A 14,779-nucleotide genomic window follows, 5' to 3' on the forward strand; every position below is an offset into this window, starting at 1 on the left:
ACCGCGTGGGACCGTGCTGGTGGTTCCGTAGGGCCGCCGCTACTGCGCTGCGCGAATGCGCAGTGCGGCGCGGATGAGCAGGAACGCCCCGCCGCCGACGAGGACGAGCCCGATTCCGGGCAGCAGGCTGCCCCAGCTGTCGGTGCTGCTGGACAGTTGCACGATGCGCAGTAGCTGCCAGCCGACGAGCACCGCGGCGACGATGCCGGGCAGCAGTGCGTGCGCGAAGGCCACCCGCCGGTAGGGCAGCAGCGCTCCGGCGACGGCGATGGTGCCCGCGCAGATCGTCCACAGCCCGGCTCCCGCCACGCCGGAGAGGTGGCCGACCGGCGTCGACACCCAGGGCATGAGCGAGCCGACCAGCATGAGCAAGCCGCCGAAGATCATGCGGACGCTGCCGACGTGCATGATGCGGCGACGGCCGGTCGTTGCCGCTGCCGCGCTGGTCATCGAGGACATGCCGGGCAGTGTAGGGCGGCGTTCGGGCCGATCCCGAGCGCCGGCTCCACCAGCGGTCGTCGAGCGGGTGTGAGCGGGCGGTTCGCCGCCGCGAGCGGCACGAGCGGTCCCGCGGGCGGTGTCCGCGCCGGGTCCGCGACCGTTCGTCGGCGAATGCGGGACGCTCGCGAAGCAATTCTTGCCTCGCCCGATTTGCCCGCTCGATCCTTCCGACACCCGTAACGCGGTTTCGAAGGGAGCCAACGGTGGCTCACACTGGAGAAGAAGGCCAGGTCGCCTCCCAGGGCGACTGGCGTCGAGAGTACTGGCGGCGAAATCTCCGCCTGAAGCTCATACTGCTGTCCATCTGGTTCGTCGTGCCGTTCGGCGGCGGGATCCTGTTCGTGGAACAGCTGAACCAGGTCAGCTTCGGTGGGTACCCGCTGGGCTTCTGGATCGCCCAGCAGGGCTCGATCTACACCTTCCTGGTGCTGATCCTCATCTACGCGGTCCGCATGGACCGGCTGGACGACAAGTTCGGTGTCAGTGAGCGCGATGGGGAGGGCAACCGGCTATGAGCAACATTCAGGTCTGGACGCTGGTCTTCATCGTCATCACGTTCGCCATCTACATCGGCATCGCGTGGCGCAGCCGGGTAGCCGAGACCAAGGGCTTCTACGTCGCGGGTCAGGGCATCCCGACCGTCGCCAACGGTGCCGCCATCGCCGCCGACTGGATGTCGGCCGCGTCGTTCATCTCGATGGCGGGTCTGATCGCGTTTCTCGGCTCGGACGGCTCGATCTACCTGATGGGCTGGACCGGTGGCTACGTGCTGCTGGCCATGCTGATCGCGCCGTACCTGCGCAAGTGGGGCAAGTTCACCGTTCCGGAGTTCGTCGGTGACCGCTACTCCGAGTTGGTGCGCACCGTGGCCGCCGGTGCGGCGATCATCATCTCGTTCACCTACGTCGTCGGGCAGATGAACGGCGGCGGGATCGTCTTCAGCCGGTTCCTCAACATCAACATCACCGGCGGTGTGATCATCGCGGCGGCGATCATCTTCACCTATGCGGTGCTCGGCGGCATGAAGGGCATCACCTGGACCCAGGTGGCGCAGTACACGGTGCTGATCATCGCGTACCTGATCCCCGCGATCGCCGTGGCACAGCTGATCACGGGCATCCCGATCCCGCAGGTGTCCTTCGGGCAGATCCTCAACGAGCTCAACGCGCTGAGCACCGAGTTCGGGCTGGACCGCTACACCGACGCCTTCACGGCACGGCCCATGATCGACATCTTCCTCGTGACGCTGACCCTGATGATCGGTACGGCGGGTCTGCCGCACGTGATCATCCGGTTCTACACGACGAAGACCGTGCGCGGTTCCCGGTACTCGGCGTTCTGGGCGCTGCTGTTCATCGCCCTGCTGTACACGACCGCTCCCGCGGTGGGCGCGTTCACCAAGTTCAACCTGCTCGACGGCGTGCAGGGCAAGGCGGTCAGCGAGCTGCCGCAGTGGATCAGCAACTGGGCGGCGACCGGGCTGGTCTCGATCAACCCGGACGCGACGACCATCGAGTCCGTCAGCAACAGCGCCGACGCCGGAGCCGACCTGACCATCAACAACGACATCCTCGTGCTGGCCTCCCCGGAGATCGCGGGGCTGCCCGCGCCGATCGTCGGGCTGGTGGCCGCGGGCGGCATGGCCGCGGCGATGTCGACGGCGGCCGGCCTGCTGCTGGTCATCGCGTCGTCGGTGTCGCACGACTTCTACTTCCGCCGCATCCGTACCCACGCCTACGACCGGGAGCGGCTGCTCATCGGCCGGGTGGCGATGGCGGGAGCCGTGGTCGTCGCGGTGATCGCGGGCATCAACCCGCCCGCGTTCGTCGCGCAAGTGGTGGCGTTCGCCTTCGGCATGGCCGCGTCCAGTTTCTTCCCGGCGATCGTGCTGGGAATCCTGTGGAAACGGTGCAACGCCAAGGGCGCGGCGGCAGGCATGATCGTCGGTCTCGCGCTGACCATCAGCTACATGATCTACACGCTGGAGGTGTTCGGAACCGAGGCGAACGAGCCGATCCTCAACATCAGTCCCGAGGCGATCGGTGTGATCGGCGCGGCGGTCAACTTCATCGTCGCGATCGTGGTGTCGAAGCTGACGGCGCCGCCACCGAAGCACCTGGAGGAGATGGTGGAGAACCTGCGTTACCCGGCCGATCGCAGAACCGAACCGGCGGCCGGATCGCAGACCGGTTCGGAGCCGGCCGAAAGCTGATCTCCCGCCGCTGCCGGAGTACACGTGCCCGCGCCGGACCGGCGCGGGCACGTGTGTCTTCCGGAGCGGCCCGGTCCAGCACGCCGGTACTGGTGTGGCTTTCCCGGTGGCGAGCGGACGGTGTGGTCACCGAGGACCCCGTACGGTCGGGTGCCTACGGCGGCGTCGCGCGCAAGCCCTCACTCGGCACTGACTCGGCACTGACTCGGCACTGACTCGGCACTGACTCGGGGCGCCGACGGCGCCTCAACAAAGCAGCGCCCGCGCGAGGTCGCCGGGTTCGGTGCCCGCTTCGGCGACGATCCCGCCGGTGGCATCGCGGATGCTGGACCCGCCCGCGGTGTGTTCGAAGCCCCCGCCCGTCGGCCCGGCGAAGCTGGCCACCGCGACCCACATGCCGTGTTCGGTGGCGATCCGCCGGGCCCGCCGCGCTGCGTGGGTGCCTCGGACGCCGCCTTCACCGTTCCCGCGACGTAGGCGTCGATGCCGAGTGCCGCGGTGTCGGTCGAATGGCTGGCCACCCCGGTGTCCTTGCGGATCGCCAGGCCGAGGCGCCACCCGTCGACCTCGAGCGACCCTGGTTCCTCGCCGGGGCTGAACCGCTCGAGTTCGGCGGTGCCGAGCCACATCTTGCGGTAGGCGACAGTCGTCCGCGTCCCGTCCACCGCGAGCATCGCGATGTACGCCCGACCCCGCTGGTCCGCGACGGGCGCGCCCACGAGCGCGATCGATCCCGTCTCTGCGCAGGCGACCTCCAGCTGGGCCAGCCGGGGATCGTCGGTGGCGACGGCGGGCGCGTCGAGTTCGTACCCCGTCAGCGACAGTTCGGGGAACACCACGACGCGGGCGCCCGCGGCGCGCACGGCCTGCGCGTGCGCCCGTACGTTCGACGCGACATCGAGCCCGACGCACCACGGTTGGGCCACTGCCAGGGAGAGGGGTTGGCGCATCGGCCCAATCTAGAGTCTGGTGCGCGGTCGACCCGCCACGGAATCGACAGGTGAGTCTGTCAAGATGGTGCCATGTCCTCGCCGATCCGCCCCTACCGTGGCGTCAGCGCCGAGAACCGTAAGGCGCAGCGCAGGGCGAGGCTGCTGGAGGCCGGTCTGGACCTGCTCGGCACCGTCGGCTACGAGCAGACCACCATGACCGCAGTGTGCGCGCGGGCCAAACTCACCGAGCGCTACTTCTACGAGAGCTTCCGGGGCAGGGAAGAGCTGCTGGTCGCGGTCGTGGACCAGGTCGCGGAAGAGATCCGCGACACCGCGCTGCGGGCACTGCGCGAACACCCCGGCGATCCCGCCGCGAAGGCGCGAGCGGCGCTGAGCTCGTTCGTCGACCTGCTCACCGAAGATCCGCGCAAGGGGCGCGCGGCGCTCGTGGAGTCCCTCGCGTCGCAGGCGCTGCGCAGCCGCCGCCACGAACTGCTGCAAACGTTCGCGAGCCTGGTGGTCACCCAGGCACAGGCCCTGTTCGGGCCTGCCGCGCTGCCGCCCCCGCGTGACGAGGTGAACGCGCTGCTGTTCGTCGGAGGGCTCGCCGAGCTGCTGGTGGCCTGGCTGAGCGGCGAGATCGAGGCGGGGCCCGCCGACATCGTGGACGCCGCTGCCCACCAGTTCGCCACCGGGCTGCACACCGGGCTGGAGTAGACCAGCCGCAGGGTGCCGTTAGGCAGTTCGCACAGCCTCATTGCGCCAGAAGTAGGCATGCGGCTCATGACTCGACCGGGTGTCCCGTGTCACACTTCGGCGCACCAATCGCACCTGACGGGCAGCTCAGGTCCGTTCGAGAGGACAGTTCATGGCAGGTGAACACCCCATACCGGACGCGCAACCGCAGGGCATGCGGCGGCGCCGCTTCCTCGGCTACCTACTGGCGGCGCCCACGCTGGCCGTGTCCGCGCAGGTCGGCGCCGGCGCGGCCAACCCGGGCACCGCCGGCGCGGCGGTCCCGTCCTTGCCCGGCCCGGCCGACATCCTCGACCTCGGCGACGCGCTCACCCTCGCCGCCGCCCCCACGGCGAACCTCATCACGATCACCATCGAACGTGACGGCACGGCAACGTTCGCGGTGCCGCGTGCCGAGGTCGGGCAGGGCATCACGACGACGGTGGCCATGCTCATCGCCGAAGAGTTGGACCTTCCGCTCGACAAGGTCAACGTCTCGCTGGCCGACGCGCGGCCGGAACTGGTGTTCAACCAGCTCACCGGCGGCTCCAACTCGGTGCGCTCGCTGTACGACCCGGTGCGCACCGCTGCCGCGATCGCCAGGGCGCGGCTGCTGGCCACCGCGGCCGCGCGGTGGAACGTCGACGTGGGTACGTTGTCGGTTCGCGCGGGCGTGGTGTTCGGGCCGAACGGGCAGCAGGCCGACTACGGCTCACTCACCGAGGCGGCGGCAGGCACCAGCACCGAGCAGGTCAGTGCCGAGCCCAAGGCACCGGGACAGTTCACGCTCGTCGGAACCCCACAGTCACGCATCGACGCCTTGGAGGCGGTGACCGGTCGCAAGCAGTTCACCATGGACCTACGGGTACCCGGTGCCAAGCCGACCATGGTGTGCCGCCCGCCGACGATCAACGGAACGGTTCGGGCGGTGCACAACGCGGCCGAGGTCGAGGCGATGCCCGGCATCACCGACGTCACGGTGATCTCCACCGGTGTCGCGGTGCGGGGCGAGACCTTCGGCCAGTGCATCGACGCCGTGCGAGCACTGCGCGTGGACTGGGGGCCGGGCACGGTGGACGGCGAGTCCGACGAAACCGTCCTCGCGAAACTGAAGGCCGCCACCCTCCCGGCGGCGGTCCCACCACTGCTGACCAAGAGCCTGGACGCCGAGTTCGTCTTCGACTTCTCCAGCAACAGCGCGCTGGAGACCAACTGCGCCATCGCCGACGTACGTGCCGACCGTGCCGAGATCTGGTCCGGTCTGAAGTCACCGATCGTGGCGCAGGAGCAGATCGCGGCGAGGCTCGGGCTGCCTGTCAGCGCGGTGAGGGTGCACGTCGTCACCGGCGGCGGCTCCTTCGGCCGCAAGCTGTTCGGTGACGCCGCGCTGGAGGCCGCCGAGATCTCGCAGAAGCTCGGCAAGCCGGTGAAGCTGATGTGGCACCGGGCCGACGACTCCCGGCACGGCCGCGCGCACCCGATGTCGGTGTCGCGGATCAGGGCGAACTACTCGGCAGGCAACGTGGTGAGCTTCGAGCACCGGCACACCAGCGTCGAGACCGACTTCGGGCACGGTCTCGGTGAGATCCTGACCTCGGTGGCAGCGCGACTGCCCGTCGGTGACGTCAGCTTCTCGCAGACGGTTTTCCTGCTGTCCCAGTCGAACCCCTACCACCTCGGGGTCACGACGCAGACGCTCAACGAGGTGCCGCTGAAGTTCCACACCGGCAGCATGCGCAACGTCTACTCACCCAACGTGGTGTGTGCCCGCGAACTGGTCATGGACGCCCTCGCCGAGAAGATGGGCAAGGATCCGGTGGCGTTCCGCCGGGAACTGCTCAAGGAGGATCGCTTCCGCGCCGTGCTCGACAAGCTCGTCGAGGTCGGCCAGTGGGGCAGGCCGATGCCGGAGGGCACGGCGCAGGGCGTCGGTTTCCACCTGGAGTACAAGAGCGTCAGCGCCGTGCTGGTGGAGATCGACTGCAGGCCGGAGACGGTGAATCGCTCCGTCCGCGACGCGGTCACCGGCCCGCGGGTCACCAAGGCCGTCGGGGTGGTCGACGCGGGGCTGCCGATCAACCCGCGCGGTCTGGAGGCGCAGATGATCGGCTGCATCAACGACGGTATCGCGCTCGCGTTGACCTCCAGCCTGCATGTGGAGGACGGGTTGCCGCTGGAGGCCAGCTGGGACAACTACTTCTACACCCGGCAGTGGAACACCCCGCCCGAGATGCGCGTGGTGGTCATGCCACCGACCACCGGGGTGCCGGGTGGCGCGGGCGAACTCGGCGTGGCCAGTTCGCTCGCGGCGGTGGCGAGTGCCTACGGCAGGGCCACGGGAACCTTGCCCACCCGGTTCCCGATCAACCACGCCACGTTGAGCTTCGAGCCGAAGCCGAAGGTCCCCCCGGTGCCTGCCTCGCCGGTGGACGGCCTCAAGTACGCCCAGTGACAAGGAGTTAGTCAGTGCCTCAACACACCTTCACCGTCAACGGCGAGCAGGTGACGGTCGACGCCGAGGACAACGTGCGCCTGCTGTGGGTGCTGCGTGACCTGCTCGGGATCACCGGGCCCAAGTACGGCTGCGGCATCAACGTCTGCAAGGCGTGTACCAGCCACATCAACGGCAAGGCGTTCAATCCGTGCGCCGTGCCGGTCTCGAAGATCAAAACCAGCGACGAGATCACCACCATCGAAGGAGTCGCCGATCCTGACACCGGCGAGCTGCACCCGATGCAGCAGGCGTGGCTGGAGCGCGACGTCTCGCAGTGCGGCTACTGCCAGCCCGGCCAGATCATGGCGGCCATCGCCAAGGTGCGAAAGGTCAAGGCCGAGGGCCGCGAGCTCAGCGACGCCGACCTGGACGAGATCCGCAACATCTGTCGCTGCGGCACCTATTCCCGCATCCGGGAGGCGATCAGGAGCGCGGCGGAGAAGATGTAGCCGACGAAGAGGTAGCCGTCACGGTCGTTCAGTCGTCCTCCTCGTCGTGGGCGGCCACGTAGTGGGTCCCGGACCAGGCGGCACGGGCTCCTGAGTCGCCGATCCGCACGACCTGTACCGCGGAGCCGGCGGCGAAGGCGATCGTGATCAACGCGAGCAGGGTTGCGACCGGGCGGGCCCAGCGTGCCGTGGTCACCGGGACGGTGCGCGTGCCCGCTTCGGTGTTGGCGCGCCGCCGCCCCCGGAAGTGCTCGATCGCCACCACGGCCGTCACGGCGGCCACCATAGGCACGAAGACGGCCAGTAGCTGGTCGCCGAGTTCGGCGTGTTCGGCGATCAGCGGCGTTGCCGCGAGCCTGCTGCGCAGGCCCTCACCGCTGCTGGTCGCGATCGGGATGGACACCGCGGCCAGCGAGGCGAGGCCGACTACTGCCCAACCGTAGCGGCGGCGCGCGGCCGGCCACACCGCGACGGTGACGGCCGCGAGCAGAGCGAGCGGGACGAGCACGACGACGGCGTGCACGACGAGCACGTGCAGGGGCAGCCCTGCGACGAACGTGGGCATTTGCGGATGCCTTTCGGTGAGCCGATCGGTCGCCCGGCACCACGGTGAGGGCCGGGCCTACCCCAGCGATGATGGCGGCTGCTCCTTGGAGAATTCTTGGGACGCCGCGAGTGGCAGGGTCAGCCGCAGCCGTGCCCCGCCGCCGGGCTGGTTGCTCGCGCTGACAGTGCCGCCGTGGCGGGCGGCGATCTCGCTGACGAGCGCGAGCCCGATGCCGTAGCCACGTGGCTGCTGCCCGTCGCGGGCCGTCGCGAACCGTTCGAACACACCGGGAAGCAGGTCTGCATCGAACCCGGGGCCGTCGTCGGCGACCTCGAGGCTGGCGTGGCGTGCCGCCGAGCTGACGCTGATGGTGACGCCCGCGCGGGCGTGAGAAGAGGCGTTGTCCAGCAACGCGGTCACGGCCCGGCGCAACGCGACCGCCGACCCCCGGACCGCGACCGGTGCGCTGGGCCGAATGACCTGGACGGGGACCGGGTCGTTGGTCGATGCGGCTCCAACTCGCTCGGCCAGTTCCGCCAGGTCCACAGTAGAACTCGGAAGTGGCGAGCCGGGTTCGGCCGCCAGCAACAGGTCGTCGAGGATGGCCGCCAGGTGTCGTGCGTCGGCCGCCACGGCGGCCGCCTCGCCACGGAGATCGGCGTGCCCTGGGTCCCGGCGCAGGTGGCGGTGAAGCAGTTGCACCCGGGTGGAAAGCAGGGTGAGCGGGGTACGCAACTCGTGGCCCGCGTCGGCGACGAAGCGGCGCTGCAGGGCCAGTGCCTGCGCCATCGGCCGCACCGCGCGGCGGCCGAGCCAGACCCCGGCCACGGCGGCCAGCACCAGTCCGAGTCCGCCGCTGAGCAGCAGAGCCGAGGCCAGCCGGACCCGTTCTGCGTGGTCCGAAGACAGATCGAGCGCGGCCTGTATCGTCTGCTGTCCCCGCCGGACCGTATGTACCCGGTACTCGACGCCGCCGGCGCGGTAGTCGACGGTGCTGTCCTGCCCGGTGGCCGAGGTGTTCGCGAGGGCGGCCTCGTCCGGCAACCCCGGTGGCAGCCCCGGCGTGGCTACCTGCCCTCCGGAGGTCTGCGCGACCAGCCAGACCGAGGCAGGGGGATCGGCGACGTCATCGGCCCTTGCCACCGCCTGTGCCAGCAGCGAAGCGGCGCCGCGATGCTGTCCCTGTACGACGACGAGGACCGCAAGCGCCGACAGTACTGTCACGATCAACGCGACGATCAGCCCGGCCTGGGCCCCGAGCCGCCAGGAGGCGCGACGCAGCAGCCTGCCGTCGGGATCGGCGGGCGCGGACCTGTCGCGGGGTCGGGTGGTCAAGTGCGGCTCCTGCCCAGTCGGTAGCCGCGCCCGTGCACGGTCGTGACCACCTCGGCGCCGAGCTTGCGGCGTAGGTAGTGCACGTAGGTGTCGACGACGGCCTCGCTGCGCGCCTCGGGGAAGGCCAGCGACAGCAGCTCGCGGCGGGAGAACACGCGGCCCGGACGGCCCGCGAGCGCGGCGAGCAGATCGCATTCGCGTTCGGACAACTCGGCCACCGGCAGCGTCGTCTCGGCACCCGGCGCGGGCACCACCTGCCTGGTCCGCAGATCCAGCCGCCACGCGCCGACGGGAAGCAGCCGCGCCGTGTCCAGGTGGCGCCTGCGCAGTGCCCGTAGCCGAGCAAGCAGTTCGTCGAGGTCGAACGGTTTGCCCAGGTAGTCCTCGGCGCCCGCGTCCAGGCCGCGCACCCGATCGGCGGGATTGGCCAGTGCGGACAAGACCAGCACCGGGGTGGTCACCGCGCTCGCGCGGAGCCTGCCGAGCAGGTCGAGACCCTCGATGGCGGGCAGTCGACGGTCGAGCACGGCGACGTCGTAGGTGCTGGTCAAGGCGAGATGAAGGGCCCGCTGCCCGTCGCGGGCGACATCCACCACGTAGCCTTCTTCGGCCAGCACCCCGCACAGCATCGCGACGAGCTCCGGGTCGTCCTCCACCAGCAGCAGTCGCGCAGGGCGAACGGCAGGTGCGTCCATCCACTCATCATGCCCACACCCGCGCGGACGGCTTCCGCCGCAGTGACGTGGCAGGTCGGATCAGCGCAGGATCTCCACCAGCAGTACCCACGCATTCAGCAGGGCGCCGACGAAGGCGACGACGATACCGGCAACCAGCCAGTACAAGCCCGACAGCGATGTGGTGAGCAGCCCCGCGCCCGCGACGATCGTGGTGCCGGACAGCGCGACGGCGGGCAGCGCTTCCGCGATCAACCACCAGGTCAGCGGCTGCTGCGGGGCACGCCGGCCAGGGTGGTTCAAGGCCGCCAGCAGCAGACCGGTCGTGGCCCCCACCGCCACCAGCTCGATTCCCAACGCGCGCTCCGACTGTCCTGGCACGAGTAGCACCAGCGCCACCACCAGCGGGGTGGCCAGCAGTACCAGCGTGTGCGCTGCCCGGGCGGGCAGCCGCCGCCCGGCGAGGATGCGCTCCAGGTTTATCGACAGCGCCACGAACAGCAGCCCGGCCAGTGCCGCGCCCGCACCCGCGACAGCGACCGCGAAATCCGCCCACCCCTCAGCGCGGTATGCGTCCATTCCGCCGATGCTGCCAACCCCACGCCAACCCCGCGAGTCCCCCGCTCCTGCCCGCGAGTTCTAAGTTCCTGCCCGCGAGTTCTGCGCTCCTGCCCGCGAGTTCTGCGCTTTCGTCCCTCCGAGCACCTCCAAACGCCCGTCAAGCGCGCCTGTCAACGCCGAGCGAGGTGCCGGACCCGGCAATACAGTCGGCTCCAAAGCCACGATGTCCGCCGTGTTCCCGGGAGGAGGGGCGGCCCGAATGCCGGAGCCAACCAGCGGCCGACAGCTTGTTCGTGATCAGCGCACCGAAGAGGATCGGCGCGTCGACAACCTGCGCGACACCACGGAGGGATTGACCTCCCTGGAGGCGCGGACGCGGCTGGACCATTACGGGCGCAACGCGCTCAAGGAGGAGGAGCGTAGCGTCTGGTCGGAGCTGCTTTCGCACTTCTGGGGTCCGATCCCGTGGATGATCGAGGCCGCGCTGCTGTTGACGGCGTTGACCGCACGGTGGGCTGATTTCGGGATCATCCTGGCGTTGTTGTTACTCAACGGTGGTGTGGGGTTCTGGGAGGAGCACCAGGCCCGTAGCGCCATCGCGGCACTGAAGCAGCGATTGGCCAGGCGGGCTGAGGTCAACCGCGACGGCGAGTGGAGGTGGCTCGCCGCCGAGGAGCTGGTTCCCGGGGACCTGGTGCGGATCCGCCGTGGTGAACTTGTGCCCGCCGATGGTCGGGTCGCCCAGGGGGAGTGCGAGGCTGATGAATCGGCGCTGACGGGTGAGTCACTGCCGGTGGGCAAGCGACCCGGCGAGGACATGTACTCGCCGGCGGTGGTCTCGCGAGGGGCGGTAGCGCTGCGGGTGCTGGCCACCGGCGAGCACACCCAGTTCGGCCGCGCGGCCGAATTGGCGGGCAGGCAAGCGCCGCGGAGCCACTTCCAGCGTGCCATCGTGCGAATCGGACGGTACCTGATCGCGCTGGCCGTCGCGCTCGTCGGGGTGATCGTCGTGGTCTCCCTGCTGCGCGGGACTGGTCTGGTGCACACGTTGGAGTTCGCGCTGGTAGTGACGATCGCGTCGATTCCGGTGGCGTTGCCCGCGGTGCTGTCGGTGACCATGGCGGTCGGGGCGCGCCACCTCGCCAAGCGTGATGCCGTGGTGAGCCATCTGCCCGCGGTGGAGGAGATGGCCGGGGTGGACGTGTTGTGCGCCGACAAGACCGGCACGATCACCCGCAACGAACTGGCTGTCGCCGAGGTCGCGGTGCTGGACGGCCAGGGCGAGCAGCGGGTGCTGCGGCAGGCGGCACTGACCGCCGAGCGCGACGCCGGTGACCCGATCGACGCCGCCGTGCTCGCCGCCACCGACACCGGCCGGCTCAGCGACTGGCGGGTCACCGAGTTCACACCGTTCGACTCCAGTCGCAAGTACGCCCGAGCCGACCTGCGGGCACCCGACGGGACAACCACGCGCGTGGCGAAGGGCGCCGTCCAGGCCATCCTCGACCTCGCCCACGCCGAGCAACACGTCCGGGACAGGGTGGAGGAGCGCACCCGCGCCTTCGCCGACCGGGGCTACCGCGCACTGGCCGTCGCCCACGCCGACAACCGCGGCTGGAGCGTGTCCGGTGTGCTCGGACTGCAGGACCCACCCCGTCAGGACTCCCGCGACACCCTGCACAGAGCCCACGAACTGGGTGTGCGAGTCACCATGATCACCGGCGACCGGGCCGAAATCGCCCACGAAATCGCCCACGACGTCGGCATGGGTACCGACATCATGGAATCGTCTCGCATCGAGGCGCTCCACGGTGACCAACTGGCCGAGACAGTCGAACGCACCGATGGCTTCGCCCAAGTGGTACCCGAGGACAAGTACCGCATCGTCGAAGCCTTCCAACACCGCGACCACATCGTCGGCATGACCGGTGACGGCGTCAACGACGCACCCGCCCTACGCCGCGCCGACGTGGGCATCGCTGTCGCCGGGGCAACCGACGCCGCCCGTGCCGCATCCGACATCGTGCTGCTGGCGCCGGGCCTGTCCACGATCGTGGAGGCGATCCACCGCTCGCGCGAGGTGTTCCGGCGGATGAAGAACTACGCCATCTACCGGATCGCCGAAACCATCCGCGTCGTCGTCTTCGTTACGGCGACAATCGTGATCTACGACTTCTTTCCCGTTACGCCGGTCCAGGTGGTGCTGCTGGCCATACTCAACGACGCCGCGATCCTCGCGATCGCCTACGACCGGGTGCGCGCGGCGCCACGGCCGCAGCGCTGGAACCTCGACGAGGTGACGATCGTCGCCTCGGCGCTCGGCCTGGCCGGCGTCGTTTCCTCGCTGCTGCTGGTGTGGCTGGCTCTTGGCCCGCTCGAGCTGACCCGAACGACGACGCAGACGTTGATTTACCTCAAGCTGTCGGTGGCGGGACACTTCACCGTGTTCGTCGCCCGCACGCGCGAGCGGTTCTGGTCCCACCGGCCCGCGTGGATCCTGCTCGCGGCGGTTGTTGGTACCCAGATGCTGGCGACCGCGATCGCCGGCCTCGGCCTGCTGATGGAACCGCTGGGATGGGGGCTCATCGGGCTGGCCTGGGCTTGGGCGGCAGTGTGGTTCTTCATTCTGGACCAGTTGAAGGTGGTCGTATACCGCGCGCTCGATCGACGAGCCCGGGCTTGGCCAGGTTGACCGGACGGCGCAGGCCTGGTGGCGTGCACCGGCGAACTCCTACGGTAGGAGAGCACGACGAGAGGGGCCGGATGAGCACGCGGCAGTGGATGGACCGAGGTACGCAGCTGTTGTTGTCGACCGTGGAGGAGTTGTCCGACGCCGATTTCGCCGCACCGAGCCGCCTGCCGGGCTGGAGCCGGGCGCATGTGGTGGCGCATGTGCACTTCAACGCCGAGGCACTGCGACGACTCGTGGGGTGGGCGCGGACCGGGGAGCCCGCACAGATGTACCCCAGCAGGCAGCACCGGGACGAGGAGATCGAATCGGGTGCCCGGCTGCCTGCCGCGCGGCTGCGTGAGCTGGTCGGCGAGTCGGCCACCACGCTGGCCCGTGAGTACGACGAGCTGTCCGCGGAAGGCCGTGAGCGGCAGGTTCGCACCGCACAGGGAAACCTGGTACCTGCCTCGGCGTTGCCATGGATGCGCACCCGCGAGGTGGTGGTGCACGCGGTCGACCTCGACGCCGGTGCCGACTTCACCGGCCTTCCCGACGACCTCGTGCGTGCGCTGCTCGTCGATGTGCTGGACCGGCGAATCGCCGCGGGGGAGGGGCCCGCGCTGGCGAGGTGGCTCACCGGCAGGGCCGACACGGCCCCGGAGCTCGGTCCGTGGCTGTGACCTGAAGCTGCCCGCGCCGGTACGCGACGCCGGTTCCGCAACCGGCGGGAGCGCAGGACTCGCGGGTGGGAGCGCGGGACTCGCGGGTGGGAGCGCGGGACTCGCGGGTGGGAGCGGGGGACTCGCGCCGAGTGGCAGGAACGCGGCCCGGCTTCGATACTCCGGCCATGGGTGATCGAGTACACGGCTGGCGCAAGCTCGCGGGAGCCACCTGGGGCAGCCCCACGGACCCGCAGTTCTACGGCGAGCTGGACATCGACGCCACCGAACTGCTGGCGCACGTCGAACGGCTACGCGCGCGATCCGACACCCGCGTGACCGTCACGCACCTGATCGGAAAGGCCGTCGCCCACGGGCTGCGCGAGGTTCCGCAGTTCGCGGTGCGGCTCACCGGAGGCCGTGCCGTCCCGAGAGACAGCCTCGACATCTTCTTCATCATCGCCGCCGGTGCGCAGGCGGAACTGAACGGGGTGAAGGTGGAGCACGTCGACCGCAAGTCGGCGATCGACGTCGCGAAAGAGGTGGCGCGAAGGGTCGAGGGCATCGAACGCGGCGCCGACACCGCTTTCGACCGAGGCAAGGCCCTGCTGGCCAGGCTGCCCCGGCCGGTGCTTCGCGCCGCGTTGCGGGGTGCTGCCTGGCTCACCTCCGACCTCAACCTCGACCTGTCCCGGTTCGGCATGCCGCGCCAGGCCTTCGGTGCGGCCATGGTGACGTCGGTGGGCATGTGGGGCGTCGCGCGTGGCTTCTCGCCGCTGGCGTCGTACTACCGCGTGCCGCTGCTGGTGCTGGTCGGCGCGATCACCGACCGGCCCGTCGTCCGCGACGGCGCGGTGACGGTCCGCCCCATGCTGACCCTGACCGCCACCGTGGACCACCGCTATGCCGACGGCAGCCATGCCGCCCGGCTGGCCGACGCGGTTCGCCGCTACTGCGCCGACCCCACGGCGTTCGAACCACTGGGGAACGTCGCAGGGTAGCCAGCAGT

The 14,779-nt window shown here is 69.8% G+C and carries 14 protein-coding genes; 8 read left to right on the top strand and 6 right to left on the bottom strand.

The features are described from left to right. Positions 1 to 39: 39 nt before the first annotated feature. Positions 40 to 459: a hypothetical protein gene (locus SACMADRAFT_RS12540; protein WP_040925674.1), complete on the bottom strand. Its 420-nt coding sequence runs from the start codon at positions 457 to 459 to the stop codon at positions 40 to 42. A gap of 245 nt (positions 460 to 704) precedes the next feature. Between SACMADRAFT_RS12540 and SACMADRAFT_RS12545 the strand changes: the two genes are divergently transcribed. Together SACMADRAFT_RS12545 and SACMADRAFT_RS12550 are read left to right on the top strand one after the other, a co-directional pair. Then, on the top strand, positions 705 to 1,016 hold the full coding sequence (locus SACMADRAFT_RS12545; RefSeq protein WP_009154192.1) for a DUF4212 domain-containing protein: 312 nt from the start codon (positions 705 to 707) through the stop codon (positions 1,014 to 1,016). Next, complete coding sequence (locus SACMADRAFT_RS12550; RefSeq protein WP_009154193.1) at positions 1,013 to 2,713, top strand: sodium:solute symporter family protein; 1,701 nt, start codon at positions 1,013 to 1,015, stop codon at positions 2,711 to 2,713. Before SACMADRAFT_RS12545 ends, SACMADRAFT_RS12550 begins: the two co-directional genes overlap by 4 nt. 179 nt (positions 2,714 to 2,892) lie before the next feature. On the opposite strand, the gene SACMADRAFT_RS12555 is transcribed toward SACMADRAFT_RS12550, so the two are convergent. Then, a complete protein-coding gene (locus SACMADRAFT_RS12555; RefSeq protein WP_009154194.1) occupies positions 2,893 to 3,663 on the bottom strand; it encodes a carbon-nitrogen hydrolase family protein in 771 nt (256 codons plus the stop codon). A 72-nt stretch (positions 3,664 to 3,735) separates the two neighbouring features. Here SACMADRAFT_RS12555 and SACMADRAFT_RS12560 point away from each other — a divergent pair, with 72 nt between their 5' ends. The 3 genes from SACMADRAFT_RS12560 (at position 3,736) to SACMADRAFT_RS12570 (ending at position 7,323) form a co-directional block, all read left to right on the top strand. After that, the gene (locus SACMADRAFT_RS12560; RefSeq protein ID WP_009154195.1) at positions 3,736 to 4,362 is read left to right on the top strand and encodes a TetR/AcrR family transcriptional regulator; all 627 of its coding nucleotides are present in this window, start codon (positions 3,736 to 3,738) and stop codon (positions 4,360 to 4,362) included. A 151-nt stretch (positions 4,363 to 4,513) separates the two neighbouring features. Next, a complete protein-coding gene (locus tag SACMADRAFT_RS12565) occupies positions 4,514 to 6,832 on the top strand; it encodes a molybdopterin cofactor-binding domain-containing protein (RefSeq protein ID WP_009154196.1) in 2,319 nt (772 codons plus the stop codon). Between the two features lie 14 nt (positions 6,833 to 6,846). Then, entirely contained in the window at positions 6,847 to 7,323 is a 477-nt protein-coding gene (locus SACMADRAFT_RS12570; protein ID WP_009154197.1) for a (2Fe-2S)-binding protein, read from the top strand. Between the two features lie 28 nt (positions 7,324 to 7,351). On the opposite strand, the gene SACMADRAFT_RS12575 is transcribed toward SACMADRAFT_RS12570, so the two are convergent. From SACMADRAFT_RS12575 to SACMADRAFT_RS12590, 4 genes are read right to left on the bottom strand one after another with little or no spacing between them, the layout of a single operon-like run. After that, entirely contained in the window at positions 7,352 to 7,888 is a 537-nt protein-coding gene (locus tag SACMADRAFT_RS12575) for a DUF2231 domain-containing protein (protein WP_009154198.1), read from the bottom strand. A 57-nt stretch (positions 7,889 to 7,945) separates the two neighbouring features. Continuing rightward, positions 7,946 to 9,205 (bottom strand): sensor histidine kinase, encoded by a 1,260-nt coding sequence (locus SACMADRAFT_RS12580; RefSeq protein WP_009154199.1) that lies wholly within the window; start codon positions 9,203 to 9,205, stop codon positions 7,946 to 7,948. After that, entirely contained in the window at positions 9,202 to 9,900 is a 699-nt protein-coding gene (locus SACMADRAFT_RS12585) for a response regulator transcription factor (protein ID WP_009154200.1), read from the bottom strand. The genes SACMADRAFT_RS12580 and SACMADRAFT_RS12585 overlap by 4 nt, the downstream gene beginning before the upstream one ends. Positions 9,901 to 9,960: 60 nt before the next feature. Continuing rightward, positions 9,961 to 10,458, bottom strand: a complete 498-nt coding sequence (locus SACMADRAFT_RS12590; protein ID WP_009154201.1) for a hypothetical protein — start codon at positions 10,456 to 10,458, stop codon at positions 9,961 to 9,963. 241 nt (positions 10,459 to 10,699) lie between these two features. On the opposite strand from SACMADRAFT_RS12590, the gene SACMADRAFT_RS12595 reads away from it, so the two are divergent. The 3 genes from SACMADRAFT_RS12595 (at position 10,700) to SACMADRAFT_RS12605 (ending at position 14,771) form a co-directional block, all read left to right on the top strand. Continuing rightward, on the top strand, positions 10,700 to 13,132 hold the full coding sequence (locus SACMADRAFT_RS12595) for a plasma-membrane proton-efflux P-type ATPase (RefSeq protein WP_009154202.1): 2,433 nt from the start codon (positions 10,700 to 10,702) through the stop codon (positions 13,130 to 13,132). A 71-nt stretch (positions 13,133 to 13,203) separates the two neighbouring features. Next, positions 13,204 to 13,791, top strand: a complete 588-nt coding sequence (locus tag SACMADRAFT_RS12600; protein WP_009154203.1) for a maleylpyruvate isomerase N-terminal domain-containing protein — start codon at positions 13,204 to 13,206, stop codon at positions 13,789 to 13,791. A gap of 167 nt (positions 13,792 to 13,958) precedes the next feature. Next, positions 13,959 to 14,771, top strand: a complete 813-nt coding sequence (locus SACMADRAFT_RS12605; protein WP_157617242.1) for a 2-oxo acid dehydrogenase subunit E2 — start codon at positions 13,959 to 13,961, stop codon at positions 14,769 to 14,771. The last annotated feature ends 8 nt before the right edge of the window (positions 14,772 to 14,779 follow it).

Source organism: Saccharomonospora marina XMU15, assembly GCF_000244955.1.
Taxonomy (GTDB): Bacteria; Actinomycetota; Actinomycetes; order Mycobacteriales; family Pseudonocardiaceae; genus Saccharomonospora_A; species Saccharomonospora_A marina.

Excerpts from the sequence above, each read along its gene's own strand:
- SACMADRAFT_RS12540 (WP_040925674.1), bottom strand. The coding sequence starts at position 459 with ATGTCCTCGATGACCAGCGCGGCAGCGGCAACGACCGGCCGTCGCCGC.
- SACMADRAFT_RS12550 (WP_009154193.1), top strand. The coding sequence starts at position 1,013 with ATGAGCAACATTCAGGTCTGGACGCTGGTCTTCATCGTCATCACGTTC.
- SACMADRAFT_RS12555 (WP_009154194.1), bottom strand. The coding sequence starts at position 3,663 with ATGCGCCAACCCCTCTCCCTGGCAGTGGCCCAACCGTGGTGCGTCGGG.
- SACMADRAFT_RS12560 (WP_009154195.1), top strand. The coding sequence starts at position 3,736 with ATGTCCTCGCCGATCCGCCCCTACCGTGGCGTCAGCGCCGAGAACCGT.
- SACMADRAFT_RS12565 (WP_009154196.1), top strand. The coding sequence starts at position 4,514 with ATGGCAGGTGAACACCCCATACCGGACGCGCAACCGCAGGGCATGCGG.
- SACMADRAFT_RS12575 (WP_009154198.1), bottom strand. The coding sequence starts at position 7,888 with ATGCCCACGTTCGTCGCAGGGCTGCCCCTGCACGTGCTCGTCGTGCAC.
- SACMADRAFT_RS12585 (WP_009154200.1), bottom strand. The coding sequence starts at position 9,900 with ATGGACGCACCTGCCGTTCGCCCTGCGCGACTGCTGCTGGTGGAGGAC.
- SACMADRAFT_RS12590 (WP_009154201.1), bottom strand. The coding sequence starts at position 10,458 with ATGGACGCATACCGCGCTGAGGGGTGGGCGGATTTCGCGGTCGCTGTC.
- SACMADRAFT_RS12595 (WP_009154202.1), top strand. The coding sequence starts at position 10,700 with ATGCCGGAGCCAACCAGCGGCCGACAGCTTGTTCGTGATCAGCGCACC.
- SACMADRAFT_RS12600 (WP_009154203.1), top strand. The coding sequence starts at position 13,204 with ATGAGCACGCGGCAGTGGATGGACCGAGGTACGCAGCTGTTGTTGTCG.
- SACMADRAFT_RS12605 (WP_157617242.1), top strand. The coding sequence starts at position 13,959 with ATGGGTGATCGAGTACACGGCTGGCGCAAGCTCGCGGGAGCCACCTGG.